The 15,082-nt window shown below is 37.3% G+C and carries 28 protein-coding genes; all 28 read right to left on the bottom strand.

The window, feature by feature from the left end; genetic code table 11:
- Nucleotides 1-35 precede the first annotated feature (35 nt).
- Nucleotides 36-428, bottom strand: a complete 393-nt coding sequence (gene rpsK, locus Q0954_RS00720; protein ID WP_002695081.1) for a 30S ribosomal protein S11 — start codon at nt 426-428, stop codon at nt 36-38.
- Nucleotides 429-478: 50 nt separating this feature from the next.
- The gene (gene rpsM / locus Q0954_RS00715) at nt 479-856 is read right to left on the bottom strand and encodes a 30S ribosomal protein S13 (RefSeq protein WP_002695079.1); all 378 of its coding nucleotides are present in this window, start codon (nt 854-856) and stop codon (nt 479-481) included.
- On the bottom strand, nt 856-972 hold the full coding sequence (gene ykgO / locus Q0954_RS00710; RefSeq protein WP_002695078.1) for a type B 50S ribosomal protein L36: 117 nt from the start codon (nt 970-972) through the stop codon (nt 856-858). The genes rpsM and ykgO overlap by 1 nt, the downstream gene beginning before the upstream one ends.
- A gap of 6 nt (nt 973-978) precedes the next feature.
- Nucleotides 979-1,197 (bottom strand): translation initiation factor IF-1, encoded by a 219-nt coding sequence (infA, locus tag Q0954_RS00705; RefSeq protein ID WP_002695075.1) that lies wholly within the window; start codon nt 1,195-1,197, stop codon nt 979-981.
- A 3-nt stretch (nt 1,198-1,200) separates the two neighbouring features.
- The gene (gene map / locus Q0954_RS00700; protein WP_299452359.1) at nt 1,201-1,974 is read right to left on the bottom strand and encodes a type I methionyl aminopeptidase; all 774 of its coding nucleotides are present in this window, start codon (nt 1,972-1,974) and stop codon (nt 1,201-1,203) included.
- Complete coding sequence (secY, locus tag Q0954_RS00695) at nt 1,974-3,281, bottom strand: preprotein translocase subunit SecY (protein WP_002695071.1); 1,308 nt, start codon at nt 3,279-3,281, stop codon at nt 1,974-1,976. Before secY ends, map begins: the two co-directional genes overlap by 1 nt.
- Before the next feature lie 3 nt (nt 3,282-3,284).
- Nucleotides 3,285-3,731, bottom strand: coding sequence for a 50S ribosomal protein L15 (rplO, locus tag Q0954_RS00690; RefSeq protein WP_299452352.1), 447 nt, complete (start codon nt 3,729-3,731; stop codon nt 3,285-3,287).
- Nucleotides 3,732-3,797: 66 nt separating this feature from the next.
- Complete coding sequence (gene rpmD, locus Q0954_RS00685; RefSeq protein ID WP_002695068.1) at nt 3,798-3,980, bottom strand: 50S ribosomal protein L30; 183 nt, start codon at nt 3,978-3,980, stop codon at nt 3,798-3,800.
- A 4-nt stretch (nt 3,981-3,984) separates the two neighbouring features.
- Complete coding sequence (gene rpsE / locus Q0954_RS00680; RefSeq protein ID WP_002695066.1) at nt 3,985-4,500, bottom strand: 30S ribosomal protein S5; 516 nt, start codon at nt 4,498-4,500, stop codon at nt 3,985-3,987.
- Nucleotides 4,501-4,511: 11 nt separating this feature from the next.
- The gene (gene rplR / locus Q0954_RS00675) at nt 4,512-4,859 is read right to left on the bottom strand and encodes a 50S ribosomal protein L18 (protein ID WP_299452347.1); all 348 of its coding nucleotides are present in this window, start codon (nt 4,857-4,859) and stop codon (nt 4,512-4,514) included.
- A gap of 10 nt (nt 4,860-4,869) precedes the next feature.
- The gene (rplF, locus tag Q0954_RS00670) at nt 4,870-5,439 is read right to left on the bottom strand and encodes a 50S ribosomal protein L6 (RefSeq protein ID WP_299452344.1); all 570 of its coding nucleotides are present in this window, start codon (nt 5,437-5,439) and stop codon (nt 4,870-4,872) included.
- 12 nt (nt 5,440-5,451) lie between these two features.
- The gene (rpsH, locus tag Q0954_RS00665) at nt 5,452-5,853 is read right to left on the bottom strand and encodes a 30S ribosomal protein S8 (protein ID WP_299452342.1); all 402 of its coding nucleotides are present in this window, start codon (nt 5,851-5,853) and stop codon (nt 5,452-5,454) included.
- Nucleotides 5,854-5,933: 80 nt separating this feature from the next.
- A complete protein-coding gene (rpsN, locus tag Q0954_RS00660; protein ID WP_002695060.1) occupies nt 5,934-6,239 on the bottom strand; it encodes a 30S ribosomal protein S14 in 306 nt (101 codons plus the stop codon).
- A gap of 9 nt (nt 6,240-6,248) precedes the next feature.
- Complete coding sequence (gene rplE, locus Q0954_RS00655; RefSeq protein ID WP_299452339.1) at nt 6,249-6,806, bottom strand: 50S ribosomal protein L5; 558 nt, start codon at nt 6,804-6,806, stop codon at nt 6,249-6,251.
- 5 nt (nt 6,807-6,811) lie between these two features.
- Nucleotides 6,812-7,156, bottom strand: a complete 345-nt coding sequence (gene rplX / locus Q0954_RS00650) for a 50S ribosomal protein L24 (protein ID WP_299452336.1) — start codon at nt 7,154-7,156, stop codon at nt 6,812-6,814.
- Nucleotides 7,157-7,180: 24 nt separating this feature from the next.
- A complete protein-coding gene (gene rplN, locus Q0954_RS00645) occupies nt 7,181-7,549 on the bottom strand; it encodes a 50S ribosomal protein L14 (RefSeq protein ID WP_002695055.1) in 369 nt (122 codons plus the stop codon).
- A 72-nt stretch (nt 7,550-7,621) separates the two neighbouring features.
- A complete protein-coding gene (rpsQ, locus tag Q0954_RS00640; protein WP_299452333.1) occupies nt 7,622-7,882 on the bottom strand; it encodes a 30S ribosomal protein S17 in 261 nt (86 codons plus the stop codon).
- A gap of 6 nt (nt 7,883-7,888) precedes the next feature.
- Complete coding sequence (gene rpmC, locus Q0954_RS00635; RefSeq protein WP_299452330.1) at nt 7,889-8,095, bottom strand: 50S ribosomal protein L29; 207 nt, start codon at nt 8,093-8,095, stop codon at nt 7,889-7,891.
- A 14-nt stretch (nt 8,096-8,109) separates the two neighbouring features.
- Nucleotides 8,110-8,529, bottom strand: coding sequence for a 50S ribosomal protein L16 (rplP, locus tag Q0954_RS00630; RefSeq protein ID WP_002695051.1), 420 nt, complete (start codon nt 8,527-8,529; stop codon nt 8,110-8,112).
- Nucleotides 8,530-8,610: 81 nt separating this feature from the next.
- Nucleotides 8,611-9,327 (bottom strand): 30S ribosomal protein S3, encoded by a 717-nt coding sequence (gene rpsC / locus Q0954_RS00625; RefSeq protein ID WP_299452327.1) that lies wholly within the window; start codon nt 9,325-9,327, stop codon nt 8,611-8,613.
- Nucleotides 9,328-9,329: 2 nt separating this feature from the next.
- Complete coding sequence (gene rplV / locus Q0954_RS00620) at nt 9,330-9,743, bottom strand: 50S ribosomal protein L22 (RefSeq protein WP_232296791.1); 414 nt, start codon at nt 9,741-9,743, stop codon at nt 9,330-9,332.
- Between the two features lie 114 nt (nt 9,744-9,857).
- Nucleotides 9,858-10,136, bottom strand: coding sequence for a 30S ribosomal protein S19 (rpsS, locus tag Q0954_RS00615; protein WP_002695048.1), 279 nt, complete (start codon nt 10,134-10,136; stop codon nt 9,858-9,860).
- Nucleotides 10,136-10,996 (bottom strand): 50S ribosomal protein L2, encoded by an 861-nt coding sequence (gene rplB / locus Q0954_RS00610; protein ID WP_299452323.1) that lies wholly within the window; start codon nt 10,994-10,996, stop codon nt 10,136-10,138. The genes rpsS and rplB overlap by 1 nt, the downstream gene beginning before the upstream one ends.
- 12 nt (nt 10,997-11,008) lie before the next feature.
- Complete coding sequence (gene rplW, locus Q0954_RS00605; protein WP_299452429.1) at nt 11,009-11,311, bottom strand: 50S ribosomal protein L23; 303 nt, start codon at nt 11,309-11,311, stop codon at nt 11,009-11,011.
- 16 nt (nt 11,312-11,327) lie between these two features.
- The gene (gene rplD / locus Q0954_RS00600; RefSeq protein WP_002695040.1) at nt 11,328-11,954 is read right to left on the bottom strand and encodes a 50S ribosomal protein L4; all 627 of its coding nucleotides are present in this window, start codon (nt 11,952-11,954) and stop codon (nt 11,328-11,330) included.
- A gap of 5 nt (nt 11,955-11,959) precedes the next feature.
- Nucleotides 11,960-12,586, bottom strand: coding sequence for a 50S ribosomal protein L3 (gene rplC, locus Q0954_RS00595; RefSeq protein ID WP_299452311.1), 627 nt, complete (start codon nt 12,584-12,586; stop codon nt 11,960-11,962).
- Nucleotides 12,587-13,123: 537 nt separating this feature from the next.
- Entirely contained in the window at nt 13,124-13,546 is a 423-nt protein-coding gene (locus tag Q0954_RS00590; protein ID WP_299452309.1) for a hypothetical protein, read from the bottom strand.
- A 547-nt stretch (nt 13,547-14,093) separates the two neighbouring features.
- Entirely contained in the window at nt 14,094-15,023 is a 930-nt protein-coding gene (locus Q0954_RS00585) for an NAD(P)-dependent oxidoreductase (RefSeq protein ID WP_299452307.1), read from the bottom strand.
- Between the last annotated feature and the right edge of the window lie 59 nt (nt 15,024-15,082).

The raw sequence follows: 15,082 nt of genomic DNA, 5'->3' as shown, positions 1-15,082 counted from the left end.
TTTCTACTCTTTCTCAGTGATTATACAAACCCTCATTATACTCTTCTGCGTTTTGCAGGTCTACATCCATTATGAGGCAATGGTGTAACATCTTTAATCGCAGTTATTTCAATACCTATGTTTTGTATAGTTCTAATAGCAGATTCACGTCCTGAACCAGGTCCTTTTACAAAAACCTCTGCCTTTCTCATACCCAAACCATGTGCAACTTCTGCACAGTTTTTGGCAGCTACTTGCGCAGCATAAGGAGTGTTCTTTTTAGAACCTCTAAATCCCATTTTACCAGCAGATGCCCAAGAAATAACTTGTCCTGTAGAGTTGGTAATTGAAATAATGATATTATTAAAAGAGGCTCTGATATGAACTTGTCCTACCGCCTCTACATTTACAACTCGCTTTTTAGCTTTGTCTTTTCTTTTTTGACTCATAACTCTTTTCTCTATAAACGACTATTAAATTAACAGCTTCAGCTTATTGATTATTTAGTCGCTTTTTTCTTATTGGCAACAGTTTTACGTTTACCTTTGCGAGTACGAGAGTTATTCTTAGTCTTTTGTCCTCGCAATGGAAGCCCTTTACGGTGACGAATGCCACGGTAACATCCAATATCCATCAATCGCTTGATGCTCAACTGTACTTCAGACTTAAGAGCACCTTCAACTTTGTACTCAGAGCTGATGATACTTCGAATCTCATTAGACTCTTCATCTGTCCAGTCAATTACTTTCTTATTGCGGTCAATTCCAGCTCTCTCTAAAATAGTACGAGCTGTGCTAAGACCAATGCCGTAAATATAAGTCAAACTTACTTCTCCCCTTTTTTTGTCAGGGATGTCTACTCCTGCTAATCTAGCCATTATCCTTGTCGTTGTTTAAACCTCGGATTCTTTTTATTAATCACGTAAACTTTACCTTTGCGTCTGATAATTTTGCAATCAGCGCTACGTTTTTTTACTGATGCTTTAACTTTCATATCTCTTTATTTGTATCGATATACAATACGTCCCTTACTTAAATCATAAGGAGACATCTCCAGTTTTACTTTATCACCTGGCAAAATCTTAATGTAATTCATTCTCATTTTACCAGAGATATGGGCAATAACTTCGTGGCCATTTTGCAACTCTACGCGAAACATTGCGTTAGAAAGGGCTTCTGTTATTACACCGTCTTGTTCTATGGATGGTTGTTTTGCCATTATCTATATTTTGAAAACTTCTTCTATATATTCAAATGTTGTCAAAACATCACACTTACCATTATTAATGGCTATTGTATGTTCATAGTGTGCTGATGGACTATGATCAGATGTTTTTATTGTCCAGCCATCATTACTTTGAACCACATTTCGTTTTCCTAGATTAACCATTGGCTCAATAGCAATAACCAGCCCTTCTTTTAATTTAGCTCCTCTCCCTCTTTTCCCAAAATTTGGAACTTCTGGAGATTCATGCAAAGAACGACCTACGCCATGTCCTACTAACTCTCTGATAACCGAAAACCCGTTTTTTTCTACGTGTTTTTGAATAGAGTAGCTAATATCTCCAACTCTGGAGCCAGCCAAGGCGTGCTGGATACCAATATCCAAAGACTCTTTTGTTACTTTTAGAAGTTTTCTAATGTCAGCGCTTACGTCTCCTATTGGGTAAGTATAAGCACTGTCACTATGAAAGCCATTAAGAAAAACTCCACAATCAATAGATATAATATCTCCTTCCTTCAACTCATACTTATCTGGAATACCATGAACTACGGCATCATTAACAGAAATGCACAAGGATGCTGGAAAACTATTATATCCTTTAAATGAAGGCTCTCCTTTATTATCTCTAATAAATTCTTCAGCTCTCTTGTCCAAAGCAATAGTTGAGACTCCAGGTTGAATCATTTTTGCTACTTCGGCGTGTGCTTTACCCAAGATTTGAGCACTTTGTCGAATCAGCTCGATTTCTTCTTGTGTCTTATATACTATCATTATTGAACAACTGCAATGTTTTGAGAACGTCCTTTTACATCTCCTGACTTCATGTATCCATCATATCTTCTCATTAACAAGTATCCATTGATTTGTTGTAGAGTATTTAATACTACTCCTACCATAATCAAAAGAGAAGTCCCACCGTAAAATTGGGCAAAACTATTCTGAATCCCAAATTTCACCGCAATTGCTGGCAAAATAGCGACAATAGCTAACCAAATTGAACCAGGTAAAGTAATTTTAGACATGATTTTGTCAATGTATTCAGAAGTGTCACTGCCAGGTTTAACACCAGCAATAAATCCACCATTACGCTTTAAGTCATCTGCAATCTGCTTTGGGTTTACAGATATTGCAGTATAAAAATATGTAAAGATGATAATCAACAACCCAAAAACAAGGTTATATTGCCAGGTTGTGATGTCTGAGAACGCAGAACTGGCTCCTCCAACATAAGGAGTAATGAGAGCAGGGACAAACATCAATGCCTGAGCAAAAATGATAGGCATTACACCAGCTGCATTTACTTTTAAAGGTAGATACTGACGTTGTCCACCATAAACACGATTGCCAACAACTTGTTTTGCATATTGAATAGGGATTCGCCTTGTGGCTTCTGTAAGCATTACAACGCTCATTACTACAAAGAACAAAACTACCATTTCAAGGATTAATATCAATACTTGACTACCAGTAGATCTTGCTACCACTTCTTCTACAAGAGATTGTGGTAAACGAGAAATAATACCAATCATAATTAATAAAGAAATACCTTGTCCAATACCTCGGTCATCAATTTTCTCTCCTAACCACATTGTAAATACAGTACCAGCAGTAAGAATAATTACTGTTGATATAGTAAAAGAAAGCTGACTAACCATTATGGCATTACTTGGTATTGTGGCTTGAATATAGCCTATTGCCTGAGCCGCTGTAATTACAATCGTTAAGTAACGTGTAATTTGAGTTTTTTTCTTAAAACCTGACTCACCTTCTTTTTTCAACTTTTGAAAATAAGGAACAGCCACCTCCATTAATTGAATAACAATAGAGGCTGAAATGTATGGCATGATACCTAAAGCAAAAATAGAGGCTTTGCTAAAAGCACCTCCCAAAAAGACATCAAGCATACCAAATACGCCTCCTTTAGGTCCATTAGCTGCTAAAATTGCAGAATCAACCCCAGGCACGACAATAAAAGAACCCAAACGAAATACCACCAATAGCCAAAACGTATTGATGAGTCTACTTCTCAGTTCTTTGATTGCATAAATGTTCTTAATTGTAGTGATGAACTTTTTCATAACTTACAGTTTTGTTGCTTTGCCACCAGCTTTTTCTATGGCTTCAATAGCAGATTTAGAAAACTTATTTGCTTGTATTTCCACCTTAGCTTTCAGCTCTCCTCTCCCTAATACTTTAATTAAATCGTTCTTAGAAGCCAAACCGTTCTCTCTCAACAATTCCACAGTTATTTCTGTAGCATTGGTTTTCTCTACCAATTCCTGGATGGTGTCTAAGTTTATGGGTTTATAAGATACTCTGTGTATATTATTAAAGCCGAATTTAGGTAAACGACGCTGCAAGGGCATTTGTCCACCTTCAAAACCACTTTTTCTACTATACCCAGATCTCGATTGAGCACCTTTATGACCACGAGTAGATGTTCCACCTCTTCCAGATCCTTGTCCTCTACCTACTCTTTTTCTGTTTTTTACTGAACCTTTTGCAGGTTTTAATGTATGCAATTTCATTGTAATAATCAAATTAAGTTAAACCAGCTACCAGCACTAAAATATACAAGTCTAAGATATTGATTATTATCCTAGTTCTTCAACAGCTATTAAATGCTGAACCTTACGGATCATACCTGCAATTTGCGGGGTATTTTCTTTCTCAACACTCTTATTAATTCTTCCCAACCCCAAGGCTTTGATAGTAGCTTTCTGTTTTTTAGGACGATTAATAGTGCTTCTTACCTGCGTTATTTTAACCTTTGCCATTGTTTTATCCTTTAAAAACTTTCTCCAACGAAATACCTCTTTGATAAGCTACTTCGTGAGGAGCTTTCATTTTTTTCAATGCATCAAAAGTAGCTTTCACTACGTTGTGAGGGTTAGAAGACCCTTTAGATTTTGCTAATACATCCTTAATTCCTGCACTTTCAAGTACAGCACGCATAGCACCACCAGCTATAACCCCTGTACCAGGAGAAGCGGGTTTCAATAATACAAAGCCTCCACTGTATTTTCCTTCCATTGAGTGAGGAATTGTATTTTTAAGAATAGGAACTTTTACCAAGTTTTTCTTGGCATCCTCTACTCCTTTTGTAATCGCATCAGTTACTTCGTTGGCTTTCCCTAATCCATACCCCACTGTACCATTGCCATCACCTACTACTACGATCGCAGAAAAGCTGAAGCGTCTACCACCTTTAACAACTTTCGCTACACGATTAATTGCTACTACCTTCTCTTTAAGATCCGTTTCGCTTGCTTTGATTGCTTTTTTTCTTTGCTGCATGGTTCAAATACTTAAAATTTAAGACCTCCTTCGCGTGCACCTTCAGCCAAGGCTTTTACTCTGCCATGGTATAAGTAACCATTACGGTCAAATATTACAGAAGTAATTCCATTGTTAGAAGCCTTTTCAGCCAATAATTTTCCAACAGCGCCTGCACTTTCTATGTTATTTTTACTTCCCTCTAATTCCAGAGATGAAGCACTTGCCAGGGTTTTACCGTCTACATCGTCAATAATCTGAGCATAGATGCATTTATTTGAGCGAAATACACTCAATCTTGGGCGACTTTGAGTACCAGTAATTCTTTTTCTGATACTTCTTTTAATTCTTAATCGTCTCTGTTCTTTTTTTGTAGCCATCTCTCAACTATTATTTCTTAGCAGCAGTTTTACCAGCTTTCTTTCTCAAATCAACACCAAGTACCTGACCTTTAAGACGAACACCTTTACCTTTGTAAGGTTCAACTTTGCGAAGAGCTTTAATCTTAGCAGCTACCTGACCAATTAATTGCTTGTCAATACTCTCAAGAGTGATTATAGGATTAGATCCTTTTTTTGTTTCTGCAGTACCTTTTACTTCTGGTGGTAACGCAAAATATATATTGTGAGAATATCCTAGGTTCAAATCAAGAATATTGTTAGTACAAGTGGCTTTGAAACCAACCCCAACAATTTCTAACTCAATTTTGTAACCTTCTGAAACGCCAACAACCATGTTGTTTATAAGACTTCTATAAAGCCCATGTAGTGCCTTGTGACGTTTTTGTTCTGAGGGGCGTTCAACCAATATTTCTCCCTCATTTACATTTACTTTCAAATCTGGGTCTATATGCTGCAAAAGTTCACCTTTTGAGCCTTTTACTTTTACCAGATTATTTTTATCAACGGTTATTGTTACTCCCTGAGGAACAGCAATAGGTTTTTTACCAATTCGAGACATTATATATACTCGTTAATACACGTAACACAAAACTTCTCCACCTACATTCAAATTTCTAGCTTCTTTGTCGGTGATTACACCTTTAGAAGTAGAAAGTATTGCTATACCTAATCCATTCAGTACTCTTGGTAACTCATTGGATGGTACATATTTTCTCAACCCAGGCTTACTTACACGCTGCAACTTAAGGATTGCAGATTCTTTTGATACAGGATTATATTTCAAAGCAATTTTTATGGTACCTTGAACAGAACTCTCAGCATCAAATTTATAGTGTTGGATGTAGCCTTTTTCGTGTAATACCTTAGTGATTTCCTTCTTTATATTAGAGGAAGGTATTTCCACGATTCTATGCCTTGCTTTTATGGCATTTCTAACTCGCGTCAAATAATCGGCAATTGGATCCGTATTCATCTAAACTCAAAATTTTTATTCGCTCCTGCAAAGGCAGGGGTGCAAAATTAACACTTTTCGTACAAAAACAAAAAAGAAAATTACCAACTAGACTTTGTGATACCTGGAATTTTCCCTTCAGAAGCCATTTCACGGAATACATTACGACAAATACCGAATTTGCGCATATACCCTTTAGGTCTACCTGTTACTTTACAGCGGTTGTGTAAACGTATTGGAGAAGCATTTTTAGGTAACTTATCCAAAGCAACATAATACTCTGTTGGATCTTCACCAGCTTTGATAGCTTCTTTGATTTTAAGTCTTAAATCTTCTCTTTTTTGGGCATATTTAGCAACCATGCGTTCTCTTTTACGCTCTCTTGCTTTTATGGATTCTCTAGCCATGGGTAATATTTATTTTTTCAAATTTGCAAATGGCATACCGAGTAGCTTCAACAGTTCATAACCTTCTTCATCAGTTGAAGCAGTTGTTACGAAGGTAATATCCATTCCTGTAATTTTATTAACTTTTTCTATGCTAATCTCAGGAAAGATAATTTGTTCTTTTACTCCTAGGGTGTAATTACCTCGGCTATCAAAGCCTTTTTCATTTACACCTTTAAAGTCACGAACACGTGGAAGTGCTACTGTAAATAATCTGTCAATAAATTCATACATTCTGTCTCCTCGCAAGGTAACTTTTGCACCGATAGGCATTCCTTCACGGAGTTTAAAGTTTGCGACAGATTTCTTAGCGTAAGTAGGTACTGCTTTTTGACCAGCAATTAATGTAAGTTCATCTATTCCTACATCTACTAATTTTTTATCGGCAACTGCGGCACCTATACCTTTGTTAATTACTACTTTAGTAACTTTAGGCACTTGCATCACTGACTTGTACTGAAATTTGTCTCTTAAACCTTTGACAACTTCATTCAAGTATTTTTCTTTGATTCTTGGTGTTCCAGCCATTATTCTTATGCTTTCTTATGCGACGTATGTTCCTTGAAATACCTTTGAAGTTTACCGTTCTCATCACGTTTCTTGCCTGAACGTCTGGGTTCTCCAGAAGCCGGGTCAATTACCATTAGGTTACTGATGTGAATAGAACCTTCTATCTCCTGGATAGAACCTTGTGGGTTGTTAGCAGAAGGTTTAAGGTGTTTCTTAATCATATTCACGCCTTCAACAACTACTCTGTTCTTTTCGATTATCACCTCAAGTACATCCCCTTCTTTGCCACGAGAGTTTCCAGCGATTACTTTTACTTTATCGCCTTTTTTAAGGTGTAATTTAGGCTGTTTATTCTTTTTACGTTCCATCGTCTATTCTTACTTTTTTAGCCTTTATAGTACCTCAGGAGCCAAAGAAACAATTTTCATAAATTGTTTTTCCCGTAACTCACGGGCAACAGGTCCAAAAATACGGGTACCTCTAGGTTCGTCATTGTTATTTAACAATACAGCGGCGTTGTCTTCAAAGCGAATATATGATCCGTCACTACGACGAATTTCTTTTTTAGTTCTTACAATTACTGCTTTGGAAACCGTACCTTTTTTTAGGTTACTAGAAGAAATTGCAGATTTGACAGTTACTACTATCTTATCACCTATACTTGCGTATCTCTTCTTAGTTCCGCCTAATACACGAATACAAAGTACTTCTTTTGCGCCACTATTATCGGCTACACTGAGTCTTGATTCTTGTTGTATCATGGTTTAAATCCGTTAAATCAAATTTTAAAATAATTCCATTTGGACTTCCACCCCTATTAGGACAGAAAGCTGTTATTTAGCACGTTCGATAATATCAATCAAACGCCAACGCTTTCTTTTACTTAACGGACGGCATTCCATAATTTTAACAGTGTCTCCAATGTTGCACTCATCTTTTTCATCATGAGCAACAAACTTTTTAGACTTGTTCACAAACTTACCATAGATAGGGTGTTTCACTTTTCCTTCTACAAGTACAGTAATAGATTTATCCATCTTATTACTTACAACTCTCCCTATTCTCTCTTTTCGTGCGTTTCTTTCTACTTGCATAATACGTTAAGATTTTGATTTTTCCGCAAGTTCACGTGCTCTCAACTCGGTATTTAACCGTGCTATAATTTTACGTGCTACCCTAATTTTCATTGGGTTCTCTATAGGAGAAATAGCATGTGCAAACTTTAGCTTCTGCAATTTATCACGCTCAGCGTTGGTTCGCTCTTTTAGTTCTTCAGTCGTTAAAGACCTAATTTCATCGTTTTTCATAACTCTACTCTACTCTACTCTACGTAATCTCTACGTACAACAAATTTGGTACTTACTGGAAGTTTATAAGCAGCAAGCTTTAAAGCTCGAGCAGCTAACTCCTTACTTACACCATCAATTTCAAACATGATGGTACCAGGCTTAACTTTAGCCACCCAGTATTCAGGAGCACCCTTTCCTTTACCCATACGAACCTCAGCAGGCTTTTTCGTAATAGGCTTATCAGGAAATATTCTAATCCAAATTTTACCTTCTCTCTTAAGAGTACGGGATATAGTGATACGACACGCCTCAATCTGACGAGAAGTAATACGACCGCTTTCGAGAGATTTCAAACCAAAAGTTCCGAAAGCAATTGTGTGACCTCTTCCTGCAAGCCCCTTAATTCTTCCCTTTTGTTGTTTTCTAAACTTTACTCTTTTTGGTTGTAACATGGCTTTTAAAATTTAAAGTTTAAAGAATGGTATTACCACAGTATTAAACTTTCTCACCAATATCTTTTAAAATTACGTTTTCTAGTTACGCTTTTTTCTGCGTTGATCGCGGCGACGACGTGGTTGTCCTGAACGTTCGTTGTCTGCTCCTTGATTTGGAGACAAATCAGGCTTACCGTATACTTCTTTCTTGAATATCCACACTTTTATGCCAATTTTACCGTAAATGGTATTGGCTTCTGAGATTGCATAATCAATTTCAGCTCTTAAAGTGTGAAGAGGAATACGCCCTTCTTTGTATTGTTCTGAGCGAGCCATTTCAGCTCCACCTAAACGACCAGCAGCTTTAATTTTAATACCCTGTGCACCTACTCTCATAGCAGCCGCAATAGCTTGTTTCATTGCACGTCGGTAAGAAATACGAGCTTCTAGTTGTTGTGCTATTGATTCGCCTACTAGTTTAGCATCAAGCTCAGGACGCTTTACTTCAAAGATATTGATTTGAACATCTTTGCTTGTAAGTTTTTTAAGCTCTTCCTTGATCTTATCTACTTCTGCTCCTCCACGACCAATAACAACTCCGGGACGGGCAGTATGAATAGTAAGAGTGATACGTTTTAGTGTACGCTCAATTACAATTCGTGAAATACCACCTTTAGGAATACGTGCGTGAATATATTTGCGAATTTTTTCGTCTTCTAATAATTTATTGGAGTAGTTTTTTCCTCCGTACCAGTTTGACTCCCATCCTTTGATGATGCCTAGTCGTAAACCGTTTGGATTAACCTTTTGTCCCATCCTTAGTTTTCGTTTTCAGTGTTATCGTTGTCCGAAGTAGTATTATCCGCATCTGCCGGATTCAAACTATCAATCACGATAGTAATGTGATTAGAACGTTTACGGATACGATGTCCTCTACCTTGTGGAGCAGGACGTAAACGCTTCAACATACGACCACCATCTACAAAAATTTCTTTGATATATAAGTTGGCATCTTCGATCTTACGATCTTCGTTTTCATTTGCCCAGTTAGAAATTGCAGATAGTAGTAATTTCTCAATGTACTCTGACCCTACTTTTGAATCAAACCTAAGAATGTTCAAAGCACGATCTACTTTTTGCCCACGAACCAAGTCCGCTACTAAGCGCATTTTGCGAGGAGAAGTAGGTACATTATTCAAAGAAGCTTTCACTGCACCACGCTTTCCAGCCATTTGTTCTTTACGCTCTCTGATTTCCTCTTTTCTTTGCGCGATTCGAACCGACTTTTTTACTTTTCTCGGAGCTTCTTGTATTTCTTCTAAAGTCTCTTTTTCAGCCATGATACCTTATCGCTTTTTCTTATCTTTTTTGGCAATATGTCCCCTAAAGTTACGAGTAGGTGCAAATTCACCTAACCGGTGACCTACCATGTTTTCTGTTACAAATACAGGGATAAACTTGTTCCCATTATGAACAGCAAAGGTAAGCCCAACAAAATCGGGAGAAATCATAGATCTGCGAGACCAGGTTTTTATCACCGATTTTTTCTTAGATTCGCTCATAGCTTCTACCTTCTTTTGAAGGTGATGCTGAATGTATGGTCCCTTTTTAAGTGAACGTGCCATTATTTTCTCTTCTTAACAATTAGACGATCTGAATATTTGTTTTTCTTTCTGGTCTTTTTACCCTTGGCATACAAACCTTTACGAGAACGTGGGTGTCCACCAGAAGAACGACCTTCACCACCACCCATTGGGTGATCTACCGGGTTCATTGCTACCCCACGAGTACGAGGGCGACGACCTAACCAGCGTTTACGACCAGCTTTACCCAAACGAACATTCATATGATCGCCGTTAGAAACGGTTCCAATAGTTGCCAAACAACTCTGTAAAACCATTCTCATTTCGCCAGAAGGCATTTTTAAGGTCACATATTTACCTTCACGAGCTACCAGTTGAGCATAAGTACCTGCACTACGTACCAATACAGCACCATTACCAGGCTTTAACTCAAGGTTATGAACCACAGAACCTAAAGGAATATTACCTAATGGTAGAGTGTTTCCTACTTCAGGAGCAACATTTTCACCTGAAACAATGGTTTGTCCTACTTTTAGACCTTCAGGAGCTATAATATAACGTTTTTCACCATCTGCATAATAAAGTAGTGCAATACGAGCAGTTCTTGCTGGATCGTATTCTACAGATTTAACAGTAGCGGGAATATCAAACTTTTCTCTTTTAAAATCTATTACGCGGTAACGTTGTTTATGACCACCACCCATATACCGCATAGTCATACGACCTTTGTTGTTTCGTCCGCCAGATTTTTTGCGAGACTTCAACAAAGATTTTTCAGGTTTTCCTTTACGATCAACCTCTTTCTCTTTGATAGTTATCTTACCGAAGCTCAACTCATCAAAAGAAGGTGCTGAACGAAAACGCTGTCCAGGTGTAATTGGTCTTAGTTTTTTTACTGCCATTATACCTTCAAATTAGATATTGTCATAAAAATCAATCATCTCTCTCTCTCCATCCTCTCCCAGAGCGGTAGTAACTATCGCTTTTCTATAATTAGGAGTATGTCCTGTAATTACCTTAGATTTTGTATATCTGGTTTTCGGCTTACCAGCATAATTGATGGTATTTACCGATTCTACAGTCACATTGTACATTTTCTCTATGGCTTTCTTGATCTCAATCTTGTTAGCCTGAGCATCTACGATAAAAGTATACTGCCCTTTTTCTTCGATCATTTTAGAAGTCTTTTCTGTAATTAAAGGCTTCTTTAGTATCATTTTCTCGTTCATTTTCCTAATTGAATAAGTTTTCAATTTGCTCTACTGAACTCTCAAAAATCAACACTTTGTCTGCATTCAATAGCTCAAAAGTATTTATTTGGCTACAAGGTAGTACTTTTGCCTTAGGCAGGTTACGACTTGACAAATACAAGTTCTTGTTGTGATCAGGCAAGATCAATAAAGTTTTTTCATTCTTTTCAGAAATGTTATTCAAAACTTTTTGATAGTCTTGCGTTTTTGGAGCCTCAAGATTGAAATCCTCAACAACTGTGATATTGTTTTCCTTGGCTTTATAAGTCAAAGCAGACTTACGAGCAAGTGATTTCACTTTACGATTTAGTTTAAAGTGATAATCTCGCGGACGAGGTCCGAAGATACGTCCTCCACCTCTGAACAATGGCGATTTGATGCTACCCGCACGAGCAGTACCAGTTCCCTTTTGCTTTTTAAGCTTTTTGGTAGAACCTACAATTTCTGCTCTTTCCTTTGCTTTATGTGTACCTTGTCGACGATTCGCTAAGTGCTGTTTTACGTCCAGATAAATTACGTGGTCATTAGGCTCAATGGCATATATAGCATCTGCCAAAGTAACTTTTTTACCAGTACTTTCGCCTTCCCTGTTTATTACTTCCAGTTCCATCGAGATTACTTTTCTATAATTACGTATGAATTTTTTGCGCCAGGTACTGACCCGCTTACTAAGATAAGATTCTGCTCTGGGTAAATCTTAACAATGCGTAAGTTTTGAATTTTTACGCGCTTGTTACCAGTACGTCCAGCCATTTTCAGACCTTTGAATACCCTTGCAGGATAAGATGCAGCACCAATAGAACCAGGATGGCGTTGTCGGTTATGCTGTCCGTGGGTTGCCCCTCCGACACCATGAAACCCGTGACGCTTCACAACTCCTTGAAAACCTTTACCTTTTGATGTTCCAACGACATCAACAAAGTCACCTTCTGCAAATACATCACCTACAGTGATTTCCTGTCCCAACTCAACATTTTTGTTGAACTGAAACTCCACCAACTTGCGTTTTGGAGTTGTATTTGCTTTATTGAAATGACCCTGTAAAGGTTTGGGAGTGTTTTTCTCCTTCTTGTCATCGAAGCCTACTTGAATAGCTTCGTACCCATCATTCTTTGTTGTTTTTACTTGCGTAACCACGCAAGGACCAGCTTGTATTAACGTGCATGGAATCTGTTTGGCAACAGTTCCCTCGGCACTATAAATGCTAGTCATTCCGATTTTTTTTCCGATTAGACCTGACATTTCAGCAATCTTTATTCAAAATAAAACTACTTACTTGAATAATAAGTAGTTACCATCACATTTTTCAAACGGAGTGCAAAGTTAGGAATTAATAATTAGATTGCAAATAGATCACAAAAAATAAACATAGGTCTGAAAAGAAAGATTTTTAGGGTTTTGGAGCGTTTTTGCGGGATTTAGCCAAGTAAATTTCAAGTGTTTTGGGGTAGTCATCAGGCGCAAAAACAGGTTTAACTAAGTAGGCTTTGCTTAGATAAAATAACCTGCAACCAAAATAGGATACTTAAAAGATTTGAAACTAAAAATGATTAATCACCTATAGTCTAGGATAGAATAAGCATAGGGTTTAGTGAAACAGCAAAGTAGTGCAAGACACTAAAAGTAAGCAAAGTTCACTCTTTGAATCCCAACATCTATTAGAACTTATGTTACGTGAATTTTTAGCAATAAAGAAGGACAAAACATAAAAATGGCTACTTGTCTTCAATCCAAGACAAGTAGCCATTTTCGTAATAAGTATATTTTTGAACCTTATTGCTAGACTGTAAGTGTTGCTTCTTCTGCAAACAACCATCCTTTGGCCTGATACATATCTGTAAATTGCTGAAAAATAAATTCATTAGTCAATGAACCTACTTGTTGTATAAGGTTTTGAGTCTGTAATCTTTCATCGAAACCCGGAGATAGTACAAAAGCAATTTTACGGGTAAGTCCCAAGCGTTTGGCACAAAGCGGCTCCCATTTTTTCATTACCCAGTCCATACCATCACCAGCTACACTTAAGAGCCTGGTCTCATCACTTACAAAATCAGTAATATCATAAGGAGATGCCAGATTCCAGGCATGTTTCCAAACTTCTTCGTAATCTTGCTTAAACACAATTTCTTTCCAGGAAATCGTCAAACTATTGTTAGTAGCATCCAAATTGATATCAGCCACTTCGTTTTGAAACAACAGCATATTTTTTGAAGTTTAAATTGCTCTAAAATTTGGCACAAATAACGTTTATAAAAAACACAAAACAAAATAAAGTTTTGTGTTTTTTACAACTTATAATTTCCTTCTTTTTCCTTCGTTAATTCATTGTTTTTTAACTATGCTTTTCTTCTAATTCTTCTATTATTTTTTAGGTATCATAAACGAGTAACTTACTGTCTGTACATAAAAAAACACCCTCCAAAACTCATAAGAAGTGGGGGGTGTTTTTGATGATTAATTATTTGTAAGGTTTCAAAATGTCTCATTAAGTTGAGACTAATGTTTATTTTGGTTATATGGTGTATGGTGGTAATATGGTTATAACAAATGGTTATATGGAAAATGGTTTGTTAATTAATATTCAATTCAAAGATGCTGAACAAAGCTAAATAGTTGCACTACTTTATAAAAAAAATTCGGAAAGATTGTGCCTAACAGCTAACCCACTTATTATCAGCAAACTAAACATTGTTAATAAACTGTTAAGAAGTTGGAGCATTGAAATTAGCCCGCTACAATAACTTCCCTACTATTCTTGTGGATGCATTGGCAAAAAACGTTGAAGCAATGAATTATAAACTGCAGAAAAATCTTCTCGACCTAAGCCTTGCTTTATGGCTGTTTTGTATAAGTTCTTGCTTACATCTGTCGACAAGTTGGTAATATTATTCGCTTCAGCAGTATCAGCAAACAGTGTTATATCTTTATACATGAGTTCCAGGGGAAACTGTACCTCGTCATCGTGTTGTACTAACTTGTTTGCTTTAGACTTTAAGAAAGGTGCTGCTACAGGTAAATTGGGTAAAAACTCAAGTAAAAAACAACGATCCAAGCCTTGTTTTTCTCCTACTACCAGAGCTTCGGCAAAAGCCAGCATTCCTTGAGCCAAGAGGTAATTGATTAAAACCTTCAGGGATGAGGCTTTACTAATGGCGCCTATATGTACTACCTTTTTACCCATCATTTCCATATAGGGAGTTGCTTGTGTAATGGCTGTAGTATCTCCTCCAACAAGAAATACCAGTTCAGCATTTTCGGCATGGGGTTTGGTACCTGCTACTGGCGCTTCTACAAATACTACCTCATGTTTTGAGGCTTCCTGAGCAGAGGCGAGGGCAAATGCGGGGCTTATAGTGGAGCAATCTATCCACAAGGCTTTCGGCTTCATTTTCGACAAAAAGCCTGTCTGACCGTAAGCAACGGCTTTCACTACTTGAGGACTGGCAAGCATACTAAATACAATGTCGGCTTCCTTGACTGCTGCGACAGTAGTATGTGCTACTTTGGCTCCCAGAGCCGCCAAAGGTGTGGTTGCTATTAGAGAACGATTATAGACCGTTAAATCTACCTTATGCTTTAATAAATTACTAGCCATGCGACTCCCCATGATGCCTAATCCAATAAATGCTATTTTCATCTTCTGATTTGATTTAGAGGTTTCTTGAGTTATACAAAACAAAAGTACGGGGCTAACTAAGGATAATCTACTCCAAAATGATCAGGCATTGTGTTTTTGCG

This window comes from uncultured Microscilla sp., assembly GCF_947493425.1.
Lineage (GTDB): Bacteria > Bacteroidota > Bacteroidia > Cytophagales > Microscillaceae > Microscilla.
Note: the sequence above shows the minus strand (reverse complement) of the source record. Positions and strands in the feature narration are given on the sequence as shown.

Coding starts and splice junctions, on each gene's coding strand:
- rpsK (WP_002695081.1), bottom strand. CDS start 428: ATGAGTCAAAAAAGAAAAGACAAAGCTAAAAAGCGAGTTGTAAATGTA.
- rpsM (WP_002695079.1), bottom strand. CDS start 856: ATGGCTAGATTAGCAGGAGTAGACATCCCTGACAAAAAAAGGGGAGAA.
- ykgO (WP_002695078.1), bottom strand. CDS start 972: ATGAAAGTTAAAGCATCAGTAAAAAAACGTAGCGCTGATTGCAAAATT.
- infA (WP_002695075.1), bottom strand. CDS start 1,197: ATGGCAAAACAACCATCCATAGAACAAGACGGTGTAATAACAGAAGCC.
- map (WP_299452359.1), bottom strand. CDS start 1,974: ATGATAGTATATAAGACACAAGAAGAAATCGAGCTGATTCGACAAAGT.
- secY (WP_002695071.1), bottom strand. CDS start 3,281: ATGAAAAAGTTCATCACTACAATTAAGAACATTTATGCAATCAAAGAA.
- rplO (WP_299452352.1), bottom strand. CDS start 3,731: ATGAAATTGCATACATTAAAACCTGCAAAAGGTTCAGTAAAAAACAGA.
- rpmD (WP_002695068.1), bottom strand. CDS start 3,980: ATGGCAAAGGTTAAAATAACGCAGGTAAGAAGCACTATTAATCGTCCT.
- rpsE (WP_002695066.1), bottom strand. CDS start 4,500: ATGCAGCAAAGAAAAAAAGCAATCAAAGCAAGCGAAACGGATCTTAAA.
- rplR (WP_299452347.1), bottom strand. CDS start 4,859: ATGGCTACAAAAAAAGAACAGAGACGATTAAGAATTAAAAGAAGTATC.
- rplF (WP_299452344.1), bottom strand. CDS start 5,439: ATGTCTCGAATTGGTAAAAAACCTATTGCTGTTCCTCAGGGAGTAACA.
- rpsH (WP_299452342.1), bottom strand. CDS start 5,853: ATGAATACGGATCCAATTGCCGATTATTTGACGCGAGTTAGAAATGCC.
- rpsN (WP_002695060.1), bottom strand. CDS start 6,239: ATGGCTAGAGAATCCATAAAAGCAAGAGAGCGTAAAAGAGAACGCATG.
- rplE (WP_299452339.1), bottom strand. CDS start 6,806: ATGGCTGGAACACCAAGAATCAAAGAAAAATACTTGAATGAAGTTGTC.
- rplX (WP_299452336.1), bottom strand. CDS start 7,156: ATGGAACGTAAAAAGAATAAACAGCCTAAATTACACCTTAAAAAAGGC.
- rplN (WP_002695055.1), bottom strand. CDS start 7,549: ATGATACAACAAGAATCAAGACTCAGTGTAGCCGATAATAGTGGCGCA.
- rpsQ (WP_299452333.1), bottom strand. CDS start 7,882: ATGCAAGTAGAAAGAAACGCACGAAAAGAGAGAATAGGGAGAGTTGTA.
- rpmC (WP_299452330.1), bottom strand. CDS start 8,095: ATGAAAAACGATGAAATTAGGTCTTTAACGACTGAAGAACTAAAAGAG.
- rplP (WP_002695051.1), bottom strand. CDS start 8,529: ATGTTACAACCAAAAAGAGTAAAGTTTAGAAAACAACAAAAGGGAAGA.
- rpsC (WP_299452327.1), bottom strand. CDS start 9,327: ATGGGACAAAAGGTTAATCCAAACGGTTTACGACTAGGCATCATCAAA.
- rplV (WP_232296791.1), bottom strand. CDS start 9,743: ATGGCTGGAAAGCGTGGTGCAGTGAAAGCTTCTTTGAATAATGTACCT.
- rpsS (WP_002695048.1), bottom strand. CDS start 10,136: ATGGCACGTTCACTTAAAAAGGGACCATACATTCAGCATCACCTTCAA.
- rplB (WP_299452323.1), bottom strand. CDS start 10,996: ATGGCAGTAAAAAAACTAAGACCAATTACACCTGGACAGCGTTTTCGT.
- rplW (WP_299452429.1), bottom strand. CDS start 11,311: ATGATACTAAAGAAGCCTTTAATTACAGAAAAGACTTCTAAAATGATC.
- rplD (WP_002695040.1), bottom strand. CDS start 11,954: ATGGAACTGGAAGTAATAAACAGGGAAGGCGAAAGTACTGGTAAAAAA.
- rplC (WP_299452311.1), bottom strand. CDS start 12,586: ATGTCAGGTCTAATCGGAAAAAAAATCGGAATGACTAGCATTTATAGT.
- Q0954_RS00590 (WP_299452309.1), bottom strand. CDS start 13,546: ATGCTGTTGTTTCAAAACGAAGTGGCTGATATCAATTTGGATGCTACT.